At 46.3% G+C, this 19,014-nt stretch carries 14 protein-coding genes; 1 reads left to right on the forward strand and 13 read right to left on the reverse strand.

What is annotated here, in order from left to right; all coding sequences use genetic code 11:
• Window positions 1–16: 16 nt before the first annotated feature.
• The 4 genes from K7887_RS20515 to K7887_RS20530 form a co-directional block, all read right to left on the reverse strand.
• On the reverse strand, window positions 17–1,669 hold the full coding sequence (locus K7887_RS20515) for a sodium:solute symporter family protein (RefSeq protein WP_223491469.1): 1,653 nt from the start codon (window positions 1,667–1,669) through the stop codon (window positions 17–19).
• Window positions 1,670–1,779: 110 nt separating this feature from the next.
• The gene (locus tag K7887_RS20520; protein WP_223491470.1) at window positions 1,780–2,082 is read right to left on the reverse strand and encodes a DUF4212 domain-containing protein; all 303 of its coding nucleotides are present in this window, start codon (window positions 2,080–2,082) and stop codon (window positions 1,780–1,782) included.
• A 109-nt stretch (window positions 2,083–2,191) separates the two neighbouring features.
• Entirely contained in the window at window positions 2,192–2,374 is a 183-nt protein-coding gene (locus K7887_RS20525) for a hypothetical protein (RefSeq protein ID WP_148979935.1), read from the reverse strand.
• A gap of 418 nt (window positions 2,375–2,792) precedes the next feature.
• Window positions 2,793–3,299: a hypothetical protein gene (locus tag K7887_RS20530; protein WP_223491471.1), complete on the reverse strand. Its 507-nt coding sequence runs from the start codon at window positions 3,297–3,299 to the stop codon at window positions 2,793–2,795.
• Window positions 3,300–3,490: 191 nt separating this feature from the next.
• Between K7887_RS20530 and K7887_RS20535 the strand changes: the two genes are divergently transcribed.
• Window positions 3,491–6,097 carry a calcium-translocating P-type ATPase, PMCA-type gene (locus K7887_RS20535; protein WP_223491472.1) on the forward strand — a complete coding sequence of 869 codons (2,607 nt, stop codon included), beginning with the start codon at window positions 3,491–3,493 and terminating at the stop codon, window positions 6,095–6,097.
• A 69-nt stretch (window positions 6,098–6,166) separates the two neighbouring features.
• On the opposite strand, the gene K7887_RS20540 is transcribed toward K7887_RS20535, so the two are convergent.
• The 9 genes from K7887_RS20540 to spoIID form a co-directional block, all read right to left on the reverse strand.
• Complete coding sequence (locus K7887_RS20540; RefSeq protein WP_223491473.1) at window positions 6,167–6,820, reverse strand: pyroglutamyl-peptidase I; 654 nt, start codon at window positions 6,818–6,820, stop codon at window positions 6,167–6,169.
• A 94-nt stretch (window positions 6,821–6,914) separates the two neighbouring features.
• Entirely contained in the window at window positions 6,915–7,442 is a 528-nt protein-coding gene (locus K7887_RS20545) for a chromate transporter (RefSeq protein ID WP_029326646.1), read from the reverse strand.
• Window positions 7,442–8,005, reverse strand: coding sequence for a chromate transporter (locus K7887_RS20550; protein WP_223491474.1), 564 nt, complete (start codon window positions 8,003–8,005; stop codon window positions 7,442–7,444). The genes K7887_RS20545 and K7887_RS20550 overlap by 1 nt, the downstream gene beginning before the upstream one ends.
• A gap of 162 nt (window positions 8,006–8,167) precedes the next feature.
• Window positions 8,168–9,772: a gamma-glutamyltransferase family protein gene (locus K7887_RS20555; protein ID WP_223493721.1), complete on the reverse strand. Its 1,605-nt coding sequence runs from the start codon at window positions 9,770–9,772 to the stop codon at window positions 8,168–8,170.
• A 70-nt stretch (window positions 9,773–9,842) separates the two neighbouring features.
• Complete coding sequence (locus K7887_RS20560; RefSeq protein WP_223491475.1) at window positions 9,843–10,439, reverse strand: transposase; 597 nt, start codon at window positions 10,437–10,439, stop codon at window positions 9,843–9,845.
• 193 nt (window positions 10,440–10,632) lie between these two features.
• A complete protein-coding gene (locus K7887_RS20565; protein WP_223491476.1) occupies window positions 10,633–14,973 on the reverse strand; it encodes a phosphodiester glycosidase family protein in 4,341 nt (1,446 codons plus the stop codon).
• Window positions 14,974–15,216: 243 nt separating this feature from the next.
• Complete coding sequence (locus K7887_RS20570; protein WP_223491477.1) at window positions 15,217–16,170, reverse strand: GNAT family N-acetyltransferase; 954 nt, start codon at window positions 16,168–16,170, stop codon at window positions 15,217–15,219.
• A gap of 542 nt (window positions 16,171–16,712) precedes the next feature.
• Window positions 16,713–17,561, reverse strand: coding sequence for a stage II sporulation protein SpoIIQ (locus tag K7887_RS20575; RefSeq protein WP_223491478.1), 849 nt, complete (start codon window positions 17,559–17,561; stop codon window positions 16,713–16,715).
• 254 nt (window positions 17,562–17,815) lie between these two features.
• Window positions 17,816–18,844, reverse strand: coding sequence for a stage II sporulation protein D (gene spoIID, locus K7887_RS20580; protein ID WP_223491479.1), 1,029 nt, complete (start codon window positions 18,842–18,844; stop codon window positions 17,816–17,818).
• Between the last annotated feature and the right edge of the window lie 170 nt (window positions 18,845–19,014).

Here is a 19,014-nt window from a genome sequence, read left to right on the forward strand (position 1 = left end):
CTCCCTACTATTTTGATTATTTGTCGATCCAGACGTTTCCATCTTTGTACGACATTTGTTCTGGATAACGAAGGTCGACTACTTCATCTTGAAGTTTTTGTGATGGCGCTTTTGTTCTAAGCGATACGATAACGATCGAGATGATGGCTGCTGCTGCTCCAAAGACCCCTGCACCTGTATCGATGATGCCAAGGATGGTGAAGCCGCCGTATTTTGCAGCGAAAATATAGGACAGGGTGACGGTAAGTCCTACGAGCATTCCGGCGATGACCCCTTGTGCGTTGGCACGTTTCCACCATACTCCAAGAAGTAGTGCCGGGAAGAAGGTTCCGGATGCGAGCGCGAATGCCCAGGCAACGATCTGTGTGATGGCCCCTGGTGGGTTAAGCGCTACAAGACCCGCGAGTACGGTTGCGGTTACGATGGTAACACGACCGACCATTAGGCGGTTTTTGTCGGTTGCATTCGGTCTCATGACACGATAGTAGATGTCATGCGCGAATGAGGACGATATGGCGATCATCAGTCCACCGGCTGTAGAAAGTGCGGCTGCCATAGCGCCTGCCGCTACGAGTCCGATGACAAACACGCCAAGGTTGGCGATTTCCGGTGTGGCCATTACGACGATGTCATTGGCGATGATGAGCTCACTCCATTGGAGTGTTCCGTCGCCGTTAGTGTCAGCGACTTGCAGTTTCCCTGTATTCACCCAAGATTGTGTCCATGCCGGAAGCTGGTCGATCGGGCTTCCTGCTACTTGTTTCATGAGGATGAAGCGTGAAAATGCTGCATAGGCAGGTGCAGACAAGTATAACAGGCCGATGAAAAGCAGGGCCCATGCGCCTGACCAGCGAGCTGCTTTCATGGTGGAAACGGTGTAGAAACGTACGATTACGTGTGGCAGACCTGCTGTGCCGGCCATCAGTGTGAACATGAGGGCCAGGAACTGCCATTTGGTGCCGTTGGTGAACGGTGCGAAATATTCGGATACTCCGAGTTCCCGGTCCAGTTCTCCAAGCTGGCTGACAATGCCCCCGTAGGATAGCCATGGCAATGGGTTGTTGGTTAATTGCAGGGACATGAAAATAACAGGAACCAGGTATGCGATGATCAGGATGATGTACTGTGCAACCTGTGTCCAAGTGATCCCCTTCATCCCACCGAATGCTGCGTAGAATGCGATTAGTACAACCCCAATCATGGTTCCGATTCTTGCATCCACTTCCAGTAAGCGGCCGATTACCACCCCGGAGCCGGAAAGCTGTCCGATGGAGTAGGTGAAACTGATGATGATGGTACAGATTGCCGCGATAACGCGTGCCGTGTGACTGTTAAAACGGTCGCCGATGAATTCTGGTACGGTGTAGCGCCCGTATTTTCTAAGTTGCGGTGCCAAGAGGAAGGTCAGGAGCAGGTATCCGCCTGTCCAACCCATTATGTATGCAAGTCCGTCGTATCCTAGTAGCATGATGGTTCCGGCCATACCGATGAATGACGCTGCACTCATCCAGTCTGCGCCGATGGCCATTCCATTGAAGATTGGTGGAACGCCGCGGCCTGCAACGTAGAAGTCGGAGGTTTGGCGTGCTTTGTTGTAGATGGCGATTCCGATATATAGTCCGAATGTGATCAGGATTAGTGTGAGTGAGACGAGAAACTGATTATCCAAACGTTTGGCCCCCTTTGGGATTAGTTGTTTTTGTTTTTTAATTTGGGTTTGTTAGTTCTTTTTAAGTGGCATAGGTGGGAGTCTTGGTGTGGGTGTGTATGTTTGTGAGTTTAGTGATCTAGTGTTTTGCCTGCGCTTAGGACTTCGTTGGCCTTATCGTCGATGCCGTATTTGGCGTCAATTTTGTCGCTGACTTTGGCGTTGACGAATAATAGGATGATGAAGGTGATGACAGAGCCTTGTGCTCCCATGAAGTAGTGGAATGGGAAGCCACCGAAAATGGTGAATTGCAGTGACTCGGCAAACAAGACAATGCCAAATGAAACGCCAAGCCAGATAGCTAAGTAGATTAAAATATACATATTCTTTTCTCTGAAATAAGCATCAGCAACGGACTTTTCGATTTTTCTCAAGGGTTAGCCTCCTTTTGGTTTTGCGGGTGTGGGGTTTCGACGTGAGTGGCGAAATTCCTGCCGGGGTCTGACCCCTTTTGGGTTAAATTTTTTTGTTGGCCTTTGTTTGTTATTTTAGACTGAAGATGAATTTGATGGTGTCGAGGAAGGGTGCCGGTACTAGGGCGATTTCCACGACGGCGTAGGTGATTAGGGTTGCTATTGGGACTGATAGTAGGATTGGTTTTTGTTTTTTGATTGCCAGAAAGATGCTGGTGACGGTGATGATTAGGAATAGGTAGAATAATAGCATGTTGTGCTTGTCTCCTTTTTGTAAGCGCTTTAGTTTTTTGTGTCGAATCTCCCTCCCCTTTATTGCGTGGTTTATCCTGTATTAAGACAGAATTTTATAATAATTCTAATAATTAGATTATGGTATAAGGGCGGTTTCAAGTCAACTGTTTGTTTTGGAATAGAAATCTACATTTTTTGCGGGTTTGTTTTTGGTGTGTATTAGTACAATGGTTTTTTAGTTTTAAAGAGGTGTATTACTGGATGAAAATGTTAATTTTGTTAGTCTTTCGATTTAGTAAGATGGTTTTTTCGCGATATGTGGATTCCTTGTTTTTGCTGAGTAATTTCATCGTTTCTATTAAGGAGGATTGATTGTATCGGTAGGCGATATGGTCTGGAGCGCTTTAGTATATCGGGCGCTCCAGATCTTTTTGCTTTTATAACATTTCCTCTTCCCATTCGACTTCGTGTTCTTCCATTAGTTCTTCAAGTTCGTCTTGAAATTGACGAAGTTTGGTGCGGCCTTCGTCGAGGAGTTCGTTGGCTTCTAGGATTTTGTCGTAGCTTTGGAGTTCGAGTGCGATCAGGATCATTTTCATGGCACGGAATTGGGTGTTGCTGGCGTCGATGTAGATTTCGTGGACGGCGCGTACTTCTTTTGTTTCGGGTCGGATGCTTTCTAGTTTTTCGATAAATTCGGTATAGGCTGGGATGGTGACGGTGTCCATTGTTTCGTACATGGTCCAGTCGTTGGTGTAGTTGTTGCCGGATACGCTGGAGTAGGAGTCGACTGCTTCTGCTTCGAGTTCAAAGATGCTCATCAGGTCTTCGTTTACGTAGGTCATCAGGTCCTCTTGGACGGGGTCGGCGCTGCAGGCTGAAAGTGCTAAAAGTGACAGGATTGCCAGGAAGCACAGGAGTTTTTTCATCGTTGGTTTTGTCATGGTGGTCCTCCATGGGTGTTGGTTTTTGACACTTTAGTATGGTATTCGGGGTGGACGGTTTTTAGCACGTGAGGGTGTTGTACTTTTTGAGGGTATTAAATACGGGTATAACAGTATTTTTTTTAGGAATAGTATGTAGTGAATAAAGTTCGGGTATAGACAGTATAAATCTGTTATGAAAGGAGCTATATATGGATAAATTTTATAAGTTGCCCTTTGAAGAAGTGATGAAGACTATTGAGGTTACAAAGGATGGTCTTACTGATTCGGAAGTAAAAAAAAGACAGGAGCAGTATGGCTTTAATGAACTTGGAGAAGAACAGCGAAAAAGCACTTTTCAGGTCTTTTTGGAACAGTTCAAGGATTTTCTTGTCATTATTCTTATCGTAGCAGCTTTACTATCTGCCTTTTTAGGAAAATTTGAAAGCACCATTGTAATCGTGGTCGTTGTTATCATCAATGCCATTCTTGGAACCGTTCAGCATGTAAAGGCGGAGCAATCGCTAAAGAGCCTAAAAAGCCTGTCCTCGCCCACTGCCAAAGTTTTAAGAAATGGAGATAAAATCGAAATACCATCCAAGGAAGTCGTGGTTGGAGATATACTCTACCTGGATGCAGGGGATTACATAAGTGCGGATGGCAGAATTATCGAAGCCCACAGTCTTCAGGTAAATGAAAGCTCCTTGACCGGAGAATCCATCAGTGTTCTTAAAACCCTTGATCCGATTAATGAGGACGATGTTTCCATTGGCGATAAGACGAATATGGTATTCTCCGGGAGCTTTGTTACATATGGAAGAGCTGTCATTGTGGTTACAGAAATCGGACAGAAAACGGAAATCGGTAAAATCGCCAATTTGATGGAAAGTGCGAAAGAGAAGAAAACACCGCTTCAGATGAATCTTGATAATTTTGGGAAAAAGCTTGCCATTGCTATTATCATCATTGCTGTTCTTATTTTTGCGATCGACATCATTCGGGGACGGACATTGATTGACTCATTCATGTTTGCCGTTGCCTTGGCAGTCGCGGCCATACCGGAAGCATTAAGCTCCATCGTGACAATCGTGCTTGCATTTGGCACACAAAAGATGGCAAAGGAAAATGCCATTATCCGAAAGCTTCATGCAGTAGAGAGCCTCGGAAGTATCTCTGTCATTTGTTCAGATAAGACCGGCACCCTGACACAAAATAAAATGACCGTGCAGAAAGTGTTTCTAGATTCAGAAATCCATGAGCATGACAAATTGAGGCTGGGTCAGGCGCTGCATGAAAAATTCCTTCTTATGCAGCTTTTGTGTAACGATGCAGAGACCACCAAGGATAAGGAGATTGGAGATCCAACCGAGATTGCCTTGGTGGATTTTGGGGAAGAAATCTATGAATTGGACGAAATGGAAACAAGAAAATCCTACCCTAGACTGAAGGAAGTCCCATTTGATTCTGACAGAAAACTTATGAGTACTGTCCATACCCTAGATTCCAAACAGGTACTGATCACTAAGGGTGCTGTTGATGTTTTAATGGATAGAGTGGTAAAAATAGAAACTTCAGATGGCATATCCAATTTTTCAGAAGAGGACAGGAAGAAAATCGAGGAAGTAAATCATTCCTTTTCGGAAAGCGGACTGCGAGTGCTAGCCTTTGCTTATAAAGAGGTGGAGAATTATGAGAATATCTCGACAAAGGATGAACATGACTTAATATTTGTCGGATTGACTGCCATGATGGATCCTCCCCGTGCGGAGTCTAAGGAAGCGGTCGAACAATGCATTTCAGCAGGCATCAAACCGGTGATGATCACAGGAGACCATAAAATAACCGCCTCTGCGATAGCAAAGGAGATCGGGATTTTCAGAGATGGCGATAAAGCGGTTGAAGGATTTGAGCTCGAAAAGATAAATGACGAGGACTTAAAAAGCATGGTGGAGGACATTTCCGTCTATGCACGAGTATCTCCAGAGCATAAAATACGAATTGTGCGAGCATGGCAGGAAAAAGGGAATATCGTTGCCATGACCGGCGACGGAGTCAACGATGGTCCTGCATTGAAACAGGCGAACATTGGAATCGCCATGGGAATCACAGGAACGGAAGTGGCCAAGGATGCCTCGTCCATGGTCTTGACAGATGATAACTTTTCCACCATCGTTAAGGCGATTGCCAATGGAAGAAGCATCTATGCCAACATCAAAAATTCCATCAGGTTCCTACTTGCTGGTAACACCGCTGGAATTCTATCTGTTCTATATGCTGCTATAGGCGGATTACCTGTTCCGTTTGCGCCAGTGCATCTGCTGTTCATCAATTTGCTGACAGATAGCCTGCCAGCGATTGCCATTGGACTTGAACCTCATAATAAAAAAGTGATGGATGAAAAACCGAGGGATGTGGAAACCCCGCTTCTCAATAAAGTGTTTGCAGCCCGGCTCCTTAGTGAAGGTTTCCTGATTGCCGTCGCTACCCTGATTGCTTTTCATATCGGACTAACCATGGATGATCCTTTGACAGCCAGTACCATGGCTTTTTCCACACTGTGTCTTGCCCGGTTGTTTCATGGCTTCAACGCACGTTCCAGACAGTCGATATTCAAAGTCGGATTGTTTTCAAACCTCTACTTGATAGGGGCAGTCGTCATAGGCATCGCGCTCTTGCAGCTTGTTCTGCTGGTTGATCCTTTAAAGGGGATTTTTGAAGTTGCCACACTAACTTCTGCCCAGTTCGGCTATGTCTATGCTCTGGCACTTATGCCGCTTGTGCTGATTCAACTGTATAAGTTGATTTTTGTGAAAGATTGAAAGAGGAATGTGCCATGACCTGTATTCCATATGGAGTACAGGTTTTTTTGCGTTGATTGTTCCCTTCACTCACATCGCTTCAATTGTCAGTTTGATCGCTGCAGTCAGGTCTGCCTGGGACCAGCTTGGTGTGTTGTTGAGCTGGGTCGCGAGCTGGTGTGAGGCTGGAATGTGGATGAATCCTGCCGGGATTTGGGCTATGTTCGGTTCATTTGTATCAGTAGGGTTAGCCGCTCCACCTGCTCCCTTTTGCGCCAGCTTGTGCAGGGCCGCGTACATGACGTTATTGCATAGGTAGGTCCCTGCTGTATTAGATATTTTTGCAGGAAAGTTATTTTCATTTAAATGGTTTACCATCGCGCGGATCGGCAAGGTGGAAAAGTAGCCGTCGGGGCCATCTGGGTTGATTGGTGCATCCTGAAGCACAACTCCATTATTATCAGGCGCACCACCAGCATCCTTACAATTGATTGCAATTCGCTCCGGTGTAATGTGCGCCCGACCCGCAGCAAGCCCAAGGGAAACCACGGCATCTGGTTGTAGCTCCTCCATATACTCCAATAACAACTTTTCCGATTCGGTGAAATCAACAGGCAGCACTCGGCTCACGACTTGGTATTGACCAATTATCTGTTGGTCCAATTCCCTGACAATCTCCTCTGTTGGATTGATCTTAAAATTCAAAAACGGTTCGAAACCTGTTAGAAGTAGGGTTTTGGTCATGATGGAAGACCTCCTTATATTTGGGAAGCGGAAGGACGGTTTTGGCGCCTAGATCGATGTTCGAAGGAACTAGTGAACCGTCCCACCTGCTTATTCAAAGTAATATTGCTCCGTAAGTTAATGCTCCCACAATGACGTAGGCGGGGTGCACTTTCCATTTTTCAAGAAGTAGGTAGCTTGCGATAATTAGAAACACTGTTTGGATGGTGCCGCTTGCTTCGTAGGATTCAGCGAAGAATCGAAAGGCCATGACACCTAGCAGGAGTGCGATGGTTGGTCGCACGTAGTTGGACATTCGTTTTACTTTTGGTGAGTCTCGGAATTTATATAGGAGGCTCATGAGTGCAATCATCAGGATGAGTGATGGTGCGACAGTGGCGAATACGCCGACTGCTGCGCCTAGGATACCAGCTTGTTCGTAGCCGATATAACCGGCCATTTTGGTTGCAATCGGACCGGGTAAGGCATTTCCGAGTGCGAGTACTTCACTGAATTCGGAGACCGACAGCCAGCCGTAGCGGTGGACGACTTCGTTTTCCACTAATGGAATGGATGCGGGGCCTCCGCCGTACCCCAGGATGCCCGGTATGAAAAAGGCGAGGAAAATCTCCCAATAGATCATCATGACTGGGTTCCTCCTTTTTCAGGTTTTGGTTTGTCTTTTTTCAGAACTGCTGCTGCAAGTAATAGTGCAATGACGATTCCTGGATGGATGCCGAGAATCTCGATGAATAGGAAACTAGCTAGGATTAGGAAGATGGCGATGGGCCAACCTAGTCCTTTTTGTGATTTTGATAGAAAGTCCCATGTCAGGACGGCAAGTAAGACGCCGACAACAGGCAGAACTGCTTTGGTCATACCTTGTACCCACGCTTGGTCTTTGAAGCTTGTAAGCGTGGTGAGCAGGACGATCATCAGTATGATGGTCGGGATGGTGGAGGCTAGGATGGCGTTCATCATGCCTGTATAGCCTCCGACGCGGTAACCGATGTAGCCGGCCATCTTGGTGTTGATGGGTCCGGGTAGCGTGTTGGCGAGCGCGAGGATGTCAGAGAAATCATCATCTGAGAGCCATCTGTACTTGCCTACTACTTCTTTATGTACAAGCGGGATGCTGGACGGACCTCCGCCGTAACCGAGCATCCCAACACGGAAGAATGCGATAAATAAGTCCCATTGCTTCATGGTGTGGTGGTTCCCTCCTTTTTGAGGAGGGGCTGACTGGCTCTACGTTGCTTTGGTGCTTTAGTGGAGTGAGGGTCAGACCCCTCTTTAGTTCTTTAGTGCTTTAACGGAGAGCGGGTCAGACCCCTCTTTAATTGTTTATCAATTTACCTCTTTATCCCTCTACCACGCTGCGATGCAGCCGTCGGTTCTTGGTTCGGTTCCTCCGGTGAGGGTGCCGGTTTGTGGGTCGCGCCAGATGATTTGGCCACGGCCGAAGCTGCCTCCGTCGAGTGTGATTTGAATGTTGTGGCCTTTGCGTTGGAGTGCTTGGGCCAGGTGTTGCGGGAAGTGGTGCTCGACGTGTACGGTTTTGCCTTCCATCCACTGCCATCTTGGTGCGTCCAGGGCAGCCTGCGGGTTGAGGTGGAAGTCGACGGTGTTCATAACGACTTGCATGTGACCCTGCGGCTGCATGTAGCCTCCCATGACGCCGAACGGTCCGACTGCTTCATTGTCTTTTGTCAGGAAGCCAGGAATGATGGTGTGGTATGTCTTCTTCCCTGGTGCCAGCGCGTTTTCGTGTTCTGGGTCAAGAGAGAAATCATGTCCCCTGTTTTGCAGGCCGATGCCTGTTCCTGGTACAACGACTCCTGATCCGAAGCCCATGTAGTTGCTTTGGATAAAGGATACCATATTCCCTTCCCCATCGGCAGTAGCCAAATAGACGGTTCCTCCTTTTGGCGGGGTTCCAGGTTCTGGCGTAAGAGCTGTGTCGGTGATGAGGCCCCTTCTTTCTTTTGCAAAGGAATCTGACAGCAATTCTTCTGCGGTGTGGGTCATGGTCGTTGTATCTGAAACGTATTTCTTGGCGTCAGCGAATGCGAGTTTCATTGCTTCGATTTGTTTATGATAGGTTTCAAAACTGTCGCGTTCAGTGAAGGTGTCCTCTTTTAGCATATTGAGTGCCATAAGGGCAACGATCCCCTGACCGTTCGGCGGGATTTCCCAGACGTCGTAGCCTCTATAGTTAACCTTTATTGGCTGCACCCATTCCGGTTGGTAGGCTGCCAGATCGTCGTATGTAAGGAAACCGTTGTGCTGCTTGGAGAAGTCTGCAATCTTATGGGCTAGTTCGCCGCGGTAGAAAGCTTCTCCGTTTGTTTCGCCGATTTGTCTTAGGGTGTCAGCGTGGCCTTGTGAGGACCAAATTTCACCGATTTCAGGTGCACGGCCGTCTGGTGCGAAGGTTTCGAACCAGTGCGTGAATTCTTCGGTTGTGCAGAATTTTTTATAGGCATTGTAGGCGCCCTTCCAGTACTTGCCGAGTGTTGGCGAGATTGGGTAGCCTTTTTCTGCGTAGTCGATGGCAGGTTGCAGCACTTCTGAGAGTGATAGTTTGCCAAATTTCTTGGATAGCTCTGCCCAGGCGGATGGTGCGCCAGGAACGGTGACTGGGATGAGGCCCATTTTTGGCATGGTGTCGTGGCCTCTTTCTTTTACCGCTTCAATTGAGATGGATTGTGGTGCTGGGCCGCTTGCATTGAGGCCGTGGAGCTCCCCTTTAGTCCAAACGAGGGCAAATGCATCGCCGCCGATTCCGTTGGAGGTTGGTTCCACGACGGTCAGGCAGGCTGCGGTGGCAATGGCTGCGTCAATGGCGTTTCCTCCTTTTTTCAGGATGTCGAGGCCGGCTTGTGCGGCTAGCGGCTGAGATGTGGCAACCATGCCGTTTTGCGCGAATACGGTGTTGCGCTGGGATGGATATGGGTTGTTGAGATAGTCGATTTTGAGTGTCATTTGTTGATCCCCCTATTATTTCGTTATGCGAATTATTTTCTATTATACGTAATATTCTTTATTTTTTCAAAATAAGAAATTTGGCTTTGTTGTTGGGGGTGAAATGGATTCGGGTGTTTGGGGTGTTGACGTATTGTGGGTAGGAGCCTTCGTGGTGGGTGGTGGAAAAGTATTTCAGGATGTCTTTGGTGCTGACGAGTGGGTCGTGTTGGTTGTTGTAGAGGTATTGCTTGTAGCTGCTGAATGGGTAGTCTTCGGGGTTGTGGACCATTTGGGCGGCCACTGGGTTCAGGTGGATGTATTTGCTGACGTCGATTTGGTAGTCGATGTCGTGGATGATGCTGGATTTGAATCTGCCTTCTAGGAGGTGGCCGGTGAGTTTGTATTTGCGGTTGATGTATTGGGCGTATTTGGTGTTGATTTTTTGCATGATGAGACTGATGTTGGTCGTTTCGGTTTCGATGAGCAGGTGCGTGTGGTTGGTCATAAGGCAGTAGGCATGCAGTTTGAACGGGTATTTGTGTTTGATTTCGAGGAGGATGCGCTTATAGGTGTGGTAGTCTTTCGGTTCAAAGAAGATAATGCTGCGGCGGTTTCCTCGTGTGGTGACGTGGTACATGGCTCCGGGGAACCACATTCTTGGGTTTCTGGGCATGGCGGATGGTGCTCCTTTCGAGGGTGGGATTTGGGTTTGTTGTTGGCGTGCTTAGCGGAAAGTGCGGAGGTCATGTTGTCGGGGAATTGGCATGCAGTGGGCCAACTTATATATTATTCGACATGAAGTGCAAAACACCTTTAGGGGTCTGACCCCTAAAGGTGTTTTTTTTCACTTTTTCACTTTTTCATTATTATTTCTTTTCTATCGTGTGCTGGTCAATGGTGCGTCCGTCTCTGGTTTTGGCTGTGATGGTGATGCCGTTTTGGGTGACGGAGATGTTGGAGTAGATTTGGGTTTTTTCTTCGAATATGACGTCCATGTATGGTTGCGGGACAGCTGCGTAGAATTTGCCGCCTGCAGATCCTGCGATGACGTAGGTGGTGCCGTCGTCATTCGCTTCTCCATTTTTCATCGGTTGAGTTCTTACGTATGCATGGTCATGTCCAGATATTGCAAGGTCTACGCCGATTTCATCGAATGCTTTCGGGAAGACTTCCTGCACATTGCCGCTTCCACCTTGTGGATTGGAGAAGTATGGAGAGCGGTGGTACATGACGATTTTCCATTTTTTTTCGGTGTCGGCCATGTCTTCTTTCAGCCATTCTGTTTGTTTGATTAATCCATCTTTATCCGTTTCTGTATTCAGGACGGCGATGTGTGCATCACCGTAATCGAAGGAGTAGACGGTTCCTTTAAATTCTTCTGGGCCGTTTTGCGGCATGCGGAAGAATTGTTTGAATGTATCTACTCCGTTTCCGATATTTTCATGATTCCCCACCGCTGTTACAATTGGCGTGGACGCGGATAGGGACGGATCTTCGATTGATTTGAAGAATTCGGACCAATGGTTGTAAAGGTTTCCGTCATCTATTAAGTCCCCAACCTGCATCATGAAGCTTGCGTCTGGGAAGTCGAATTTTGCTTTTTTATAAACGTCGGTGAAGGGGCCGAACCCTGTTTCCGATTGGTTTGGTGCTGCCTGGATGTCCCCCATAAGGATGAAATTGAAATCGTCAGAACCTTTTCCTGGTGCAGGTAAGGAGATGGTGGCCGTTTCACTCCAACCTTCTTCCGTTCCGTCACCGACTCTGTACGCATATAAGGTGCCTGGCTTTAGACCTTTCTCGGTGACCGAATGGACTTGCAGCTCGCCTTCGTTCATTGGATGTGGATTGCTTTCACCATTAATTGTCCTAGGCTTGCTTCCTTCCCATCCATTCTTTTCAAACTTAGAGTATTCCACCATTTCCAGAACGGAGTCTGTTACAAGTGGTGATGTAGTCCAGTTCACGTTACGTTGATTTTTGTTGCCGTTGAACGTGACGTTTACTTTTTTAGGGGACATGCCACCTAAATGTTTTAAGACATTCACTTCTTTTACAAAGCTGTATTGGGTCTCTTTTTCAGCTTGGATGTGACGGATGCCTGCTTCTGTTGTAAGTTCCTTTGTTTGCAACTTACCATCGTTGTTTGTTTTTCCAAGCAATACTTCTCCGTTCATTTCGGAGTCCCATGCTTTTACATCTGCACCTCCGACTGGTTGGCCATCTTGATCTTTGACTTGAATGACAGCCGGGAAGCCTACAGAAGCGCGGTCTACAGAAATTGTAAGAGCTGCTTTAAGAGTTTGCTGTACATTAGGGAGAAACAGCGGCGTTGCAACCTCTTCGTCTTTCAATGTCACTGCACCTTCGTGATAGCTCAACTCTAAGTTACCATTTGCATCTTTCGGGATGGAGAACATTATTTTTCCGATTTCCGTGACGGAAGTTGTTAGATCCTTTAATTCTATTAAAATTTCTCCGTTTTTATTTGTTTCTTTTTTTACAATCTGCTCCTCTGTGATGGATGGGTCTAGGACGATTTCTTTTACACGAATATTTGCAGATAACTTAAGGCTGATGCCGCTAATTTCTTCTGTTTGTGTTGCCTGAATGGTGATTGGGTGATCTTTTCCGATGAACGCATTATTTTCATAGTCAAGGGTAACGCCCGGCTGTCCTGCATGTTGCTCGTATTGCCAAATTTCCGTCGTTTCATTGCCAAAATTGTCTTGTGCCGTGATTTTTACTTGATGTGTTCCATCTAATAATGGCTTGTCCGGTGAAAATAGTAGTTCCCCGGCTTCTTCCTGGTAACTTGCGTCCACTTCTACTCCGTCAACGTGCATCCATACGCGCTCGGGATTGATGCCTGTTTGCTCATCGGCAAGGATTGCGCTGATGGAGTAATCGGTAGAATCTATCATACTGTCAGCTGCAGGATTGAATTCTGAGATGATTGGATTCTCTAAATCATCATTCGTTTCCCCATAGACCGCTCTGATATTGTCCACATAGATGGTACCAGCGTTTTTATTATTATTGTCTGTTTCCATGAGGCGAACTGGCAGGTCCATTTTCAAAGGAAGGGCTCTGCCTGGAGGAACTGCCGCTTCAACGTATTTCCAGCCTGTCCAGTCCATATTTCTGGCAAAGTCGAGTGCGATGGGGCTGTTGTTGCCGTCCCTCAGTTGTGCTCTCAACCAATGTCCTTTTCCATCGCCATACACCCACATTCCGATCGCTTCCGGATAGTCTTCCAGCTCGATTGGCGTTCTTGGGTGCGCATAGGCTCCGGATGTTCCGATGGTACCTGTAAAATCGTAATTCAGCTGTAGAGCATGATCGCCGAAACGAGCTGGTTCTGGATAGGTTGTCTGATTAATAGAGATAGAGTTATAGCGCGCTCCACTGAATGTCCAATGGTCGATACCGTCCTCGAAGGTTTCCAGGATGGTTGGCAGTTTGCCTACTTGAACGTCCATCGTGTCTGATACATTTTTATAGCTTACCGTGATTTTCCCCTGAGCAGATTCCTCCGTTGCATGGAATATGCCCTGCTCGTCCACATGTCCGATGTTTCCTTCCACTTCCCATGATAGATTGGCAGGATCATGATGAACATGACGGCCGCCAGATAGTGCAGTCACTTTTAGCTCAGCCGTTTCCCCTCTTTTTACAGTCAAGGCCTGCTGGTTAAAAGTAAGGCTTGAAAGCTCGTCGACAATGGTTACATTTGCTTCGCCCAGAGCACCGCCTGCCGAAGTTGAGATAATTTTACCGCTTGCTGCGGCTGGACCTGCTGTCAGGGTGCCATCTTCGTTAACCGCTCCTAAAGAAGAGTCAGAAACCGTCCAAGAAACTGTTTCTTCCAGTTGTACTGGGTTGTAGTTTGCATCCATGCCTTTTGCACCGAAATTGTATGCAGATTCCGCAAGCATCAGGCCGGAGCTCGGTTTTATTGCAAGTTGTTCGAGTGAGCCAGTTTCGGCAGTGGAGACAACTAGTAAACTATTGGCTACGCCGCGTTCTGTTCCGTCAGAAGGGATGTTCGATACCGATAATTCTTCTTCTCCCTGTTCGCGCGCGACGAATGTGGAGGAGCCGCCGCCATCAAAGTTAAGCGCCTCGACTGCACCTAGTTCATACATTAGGTTCTGCAGTTCAAATACGGTGATTCCTTCCGAGTAGCCGGGCTGTCTGCCATCCATGATGATAAAAAAGACAGAGCCGTCCGCTTTAATTCCAGCGGCTGTTCTTGGTGCCACGGCTGTTGTGAAGGCATTTGAAACCAGGTTCGTTTTTTGGCCTTCTTTGACAAGGACATACTGGCCGCCGATTGCTTCTGTTACCGTCTGCCATTGTTCAGCCACTGCCGTGTTAATTTGAATTTCTTGTCCTGCCTGAAGATTATTCAGGACAGCAGCCATTGTTCCATGGCCAGATAAGACAAGCTTGCCCTGTGGTATTGTTTCGTTTCCAACGTTCTTAATTACTTTTTCCACCGTAGCCTTGGCTGTGCCGGGCTGGTGTACGTTTCCTTCAATATTGGAAAGCACCACTTCTGTGCCATGTTCGTTTGTACTGGTTTCATTTTTTTCTGGTGAGTATAATGCCAGCTGGTTCGACTGGCGAACATCATTTAGGTGATGGATCTGATGAGTGGCATCACCGATTTGAAGGGTAAAGCTCGGGTTTGGGTAACCGATGATCGCCTGCCCGTCTTCTGTGATCCCAAATGTTTCTCTTGTTGAGGATTTAAGAATTTGTCCGTTGTGAATGACGTTTCCGATAGGAATGCCGGTGGAAGTGTTAAAAAAGTCTCCGTTCACTGCACCAACGACACGGCGGCCGTCTGTTGATGCTGCGTTTGCCTGCTCACGGACGGTCGTCATTGCTGCTACACTTCCGTTCGGTAAGCCTGCCTGGATGCTGATTGCAGGGTTTTGGAGATCTATATCCATCATGAACGCCTCCTGCCTGCCTCGGTCACTGATAAAGGTCATCGTTTCCTTTGCGACACCGGAAGCAATCTGGAGCCTTTCCTGCTCAATTACTTGTCCAAGCGAAAATTCCTGCGACTGTTGTTCCGCTGCAAAGGTTTCGATTGCCGGCTGTTGGATGGTGCCTGTTCCAACCGGTACAAGCATCGTTTGAAGCGCTAACATCCAAATGAATAATGTTAAAAATGGCTTTTTCATCCTACTCATTTTCTTATTCCCCCTATGTAACTTTGATCTGACAAGATTCTTGCAAACTACCTAAAATCCGCCATCAACGTAAACACTACCTGTCATTGATTAACCCGATGTGAAAGTTTATTAAAGAAATTGTAAATCGAGGAAAAATAGGTAAATGGAATCATGAAGTGCATCCGCATGAATACGACGATACTAAGTGTCAAAATTATTTTATTTTCATGAAATTAAATTTCAACACAGTCAAAAAAAATTTCACTTAGACATGTGAAGATATTGCTTCCACTTTTCAAATCCAAGCTTGTTGTAGAAGGATTCGAGCGTAGTCCAATCAATCATCCAGACCTCTACTCCGTCCTCTTTTAACTCCTGCATTGCCTGTTTGACAATTTTCAAGCCAAGTCCGCTTTTCCGAACCTGTGAAGAAACGCCAAGTGGTCCGATTCCGCCCACTGCCTTTCCCTTGTAAAGCTCACTCCAGTAGACATTGGAGCCAATCACAGCATCTTCCGGACGATTTATCCGACAGAACCCTCTGACTCTATCACCTTGCCATATCAGCACAAATTGCCTTGCCGTCCCACCTCGTTCAAACAGGCTGCGCACCTCATACTCCCAACGGCCAGGAAATGCTTCTTGTAAAAAAAGAATGAGTGCCGGTTCTTCTCCGCTTTGCCCTCTTTTGAAGTGAAAATTCTGATCTTGGGGGATGGATAAGTCGGTTAAGCACTCCTCCATCTTTTGAATCATATCAAAAACAACTTCACCAGATTGATAGCCCTTTTCTTTAAACCAGTCGATTGACTCCGTTAACTCGAGCGGAACTCCCGGAAAAAAGTGCTGCACATCTCTTCCAAGGTGAATCCTTGCGCACCCTTGCTCTCTGAGGCTATCTTCCGCCTCTTTCAATAATTGACTGCCAATCCCTTTGCCGCGCCATCCTTCTTTTACAAAAAGGAAATTGATCCATCCAACATCTCCGCCCGGATGATACCCAAACGTTTCCCCTGGCCACCTTTTGGCGATTACCGCACCAACCACCTCGCCATTCTCGACAGCTGCAAAACTGCTATGCGGACAAAAGCTACGCTCATCGGTCGTGTTCTGTTTGAATAACCTTGGTGTAATCGGCAGTATGAATCCCATGGAATGGTTCCATGCATCTAGAACGGCTTCTGCATGGTTAGGTGTAAATGATACCGTTTTCATTATTAAATTCACCTTGCTGTATCTCTCCCTTCAAAACTATTTACTCAGTCTGCCTACCAATTTCTCCATTTGTTCTTAATTTCCTTTTTTCTGTTTTTTAAAAAGGAAATGAATGGGACTAGGGAAAAAGACTGGGAAAGGGAGGATTTTTAGGGGTGTTGTGACATTGTACTTACAAAATAGGGTGGTTTGGGAAGTAGTTGTATCTAGTTATTTTAATTTGAGAATTTTAAAAACAGGAGTTAAGACTTAGGTGAAAATTTCCGAAGGGAGACTGCTTGAAGACAAAAAAATACCGCCAAACGGTACCTGCGTTTGGCGGTTTTGACATTCTCTTGTTTTTGCGCTGTTGTGTTGTTTGTGTATCGGTATTGTTAGTATACCCGCGGAGGCTTGGTTTTATTCCTGGTTTTGGGTGGAAGCAGATAAAAATTTGTATAGAAAAAGAGCAGCTTTCCGGAGTATGTTTCCCGTTTGTAAGCTGCTCTTTGGCTCAATAGAGTTTATCGTTCTAGCATATATTTTATTAACAAGACTTTAGATTATGTTAGATAGCTAACGGATTCTTCTTCTTCGTCAGAAGATCCTTCGTCGCCGTCTTTGTCTTCTCCGTCTTCAGGCTTGTCTTCGCCCTCTGCTGGAGTTTCTTCTTTTTCTTGTTCACCAGCAGGCTCGCTTCCTTCTTCAGAAGCTTGTCCTTCTTCCTCTAATAGGGAAGTTACTGGTTTGTTAAAAAAGCTGCTAGGGTTCACTGCTACGTTGTCCTTGCGAATTTCAAAATGAACGTGTACTGCGTCTTTGTTCAGTTGGTTTGTGTGTGCTTTGGCAATTGTTTCACCTTGCTCTACGAAATCGTTGACTTTGACTTGTACGTCAGTCAGTGATTGATAGATTGTTTTTACACCATCCAAATGCTCAATTTCTACGACGTTTCCTAGTAAAGGATCATTTTCAACATGCGTTACAGTTCCACTTAAAGAAGCGACTACTTCGAATGTTTCTCCGTCTTTCATTGCAATGTCGATACCTGTGTTTGGTTGGTAAATGCCATTGTACTCAATGAAAGCTGCTTCTTGCTCTTCTTTAGATGCGTTTGCATCCCAGAATGGTCTTTGGATGACAGAAGAGTTAACGTCTGTTACCGGCATTACAAAGTTTTCTACCGGGCTGTTCACTTCCATGGAATCTTGATCACCATAAGAAATGTTAGTTCCTTGCCCTTCTGGGTTTCCTGGATTACCTTCTGATTCATTACCTGATTGGGATACTAAAACCGCTGTCAAAATGATTGCCGCGCACCCAAGATAGATTGCTGGGAACACCCAACGCTTTTTCATTAAGCGTTGCCAATTTGAATTTTGAGAAGTCCGTTTCTTTTCTTCCTCTCTCATTGTATCATCACCTCAGCAATCATTCTGAACAGATTCACAGAATAATATACATCCGCGGTGAAAATTTTTTTGAAATGCTTATTTTCCTTCAATCGAGAGGGTTTTATGCATGGAAATGGAAAAAAGTTTTGAAAAAGGGTCAGACCCCGGCAGGAGCCGGGGTCTGACAGGTGAACCTTTATTCGACACGAAGAGGGAAAATCCTTTGGGGGTCTGACCCCCAAAGGGTAATTTTTTCTTTTTTTCTTATCATTCTATCTCTTCGCTGTCACCTTATTGATGTATTGGTCGGCGCTGGCGATTTGGACGTCTTTGTAGTAGTGGGAGATGATTTGGGTGTAGTTTTTGCCTTCTAGGGCCATTCCGTTGGCTCCGTATTGGCTCATCCCTACTCCATGGCCAAAGCCCTTGGTGGTGATGACGATGTTGTCTCCTTTGCGCTCCCAGGTAAAGTCACTGGAGCGCAGCATAAGAAGGTCACGCACTTCCCTGCCACTTAGCTTCTTCCCATTAATATCTACCGCCTCCACGCGATTACCCGTGGTGCGTGCGATAATCTTCCCTACCGACCCGTCACTTCCCAGGGTTACCCCAAGTTTGGACTGAAACTCTTGTACCGGTAAGGATACTTGGCTTAAGTATTTTTCAGAATCCACATCCCACGGGCTTTCTACACTTCGCAAATATGGGATTTCGTTTGGCCAGTATTCTTCTGAGTTTTCTGTGTAGCCGTTGCTGGTGGAGAAATAGCTAGCATCAATTGGTACATTATTATAGGTAAGGACGGATCCCGCTGTTTCTGCGACCGCCTGTTTTATTTTTTCCATCTTCCAATTAAAGTCTTCGGCTGCCCAAGCTGCTTTTAAATCTTCTGGGCTTTTATACACCTGGTGCTGTTCGGTGTCTGTGACATCCGCGCCTTCTGGTGTGCCAAGTTTTTCTTCCGCCATCAGCTGCCTTAAGATATACGTCCGTGCTGCCAGTGCCTGTGCCTTTAGCGCTTCAAGTTCAAAGTCCGCAGGCATCTCTGAAGCAACCACGCCCACAATGTAGTCCTCAAGCGGTATGTTTTCGATCATCTCCTGCTTGTGACGATACACCGCTACATCAATCGGAGAATCGATTGGTTCCACTTGATTTTGGATTTGCTGATTCGGTTGGAGTTCTTCTGCTAATTGGCCGCTTTCCTTATCGACAAACGGCATGACTAATAACGTTGGTACCATTAATACCATGACAAATAGAATAGAAGTGAGTACGATGATTGGTTTCAAGTTTCTCATAGCGCCGAGCCTCCGATAACAATAAAGTAGTAGTTGTTTGCTAATGGTTGGTTACCTTTACTCTTCATTCTTATGGGAGTGGACAAGCAATTATGACTAAAATATGGGCAGGTTTAAAGACTTCATTCACAAGCCTCTAACCCTAAAAAACTCTTAAATACTTCTATATT

This window comes from Sutcliffiella horikoshii (genome assembly GCF_019931755.1).
Lineage (GTDB): Bacteria > Bacillota > Bacilli > Bacillales > Bacillaceae_I > Sutcliffiella_A > Sutcliffiella_A horikoshii_E.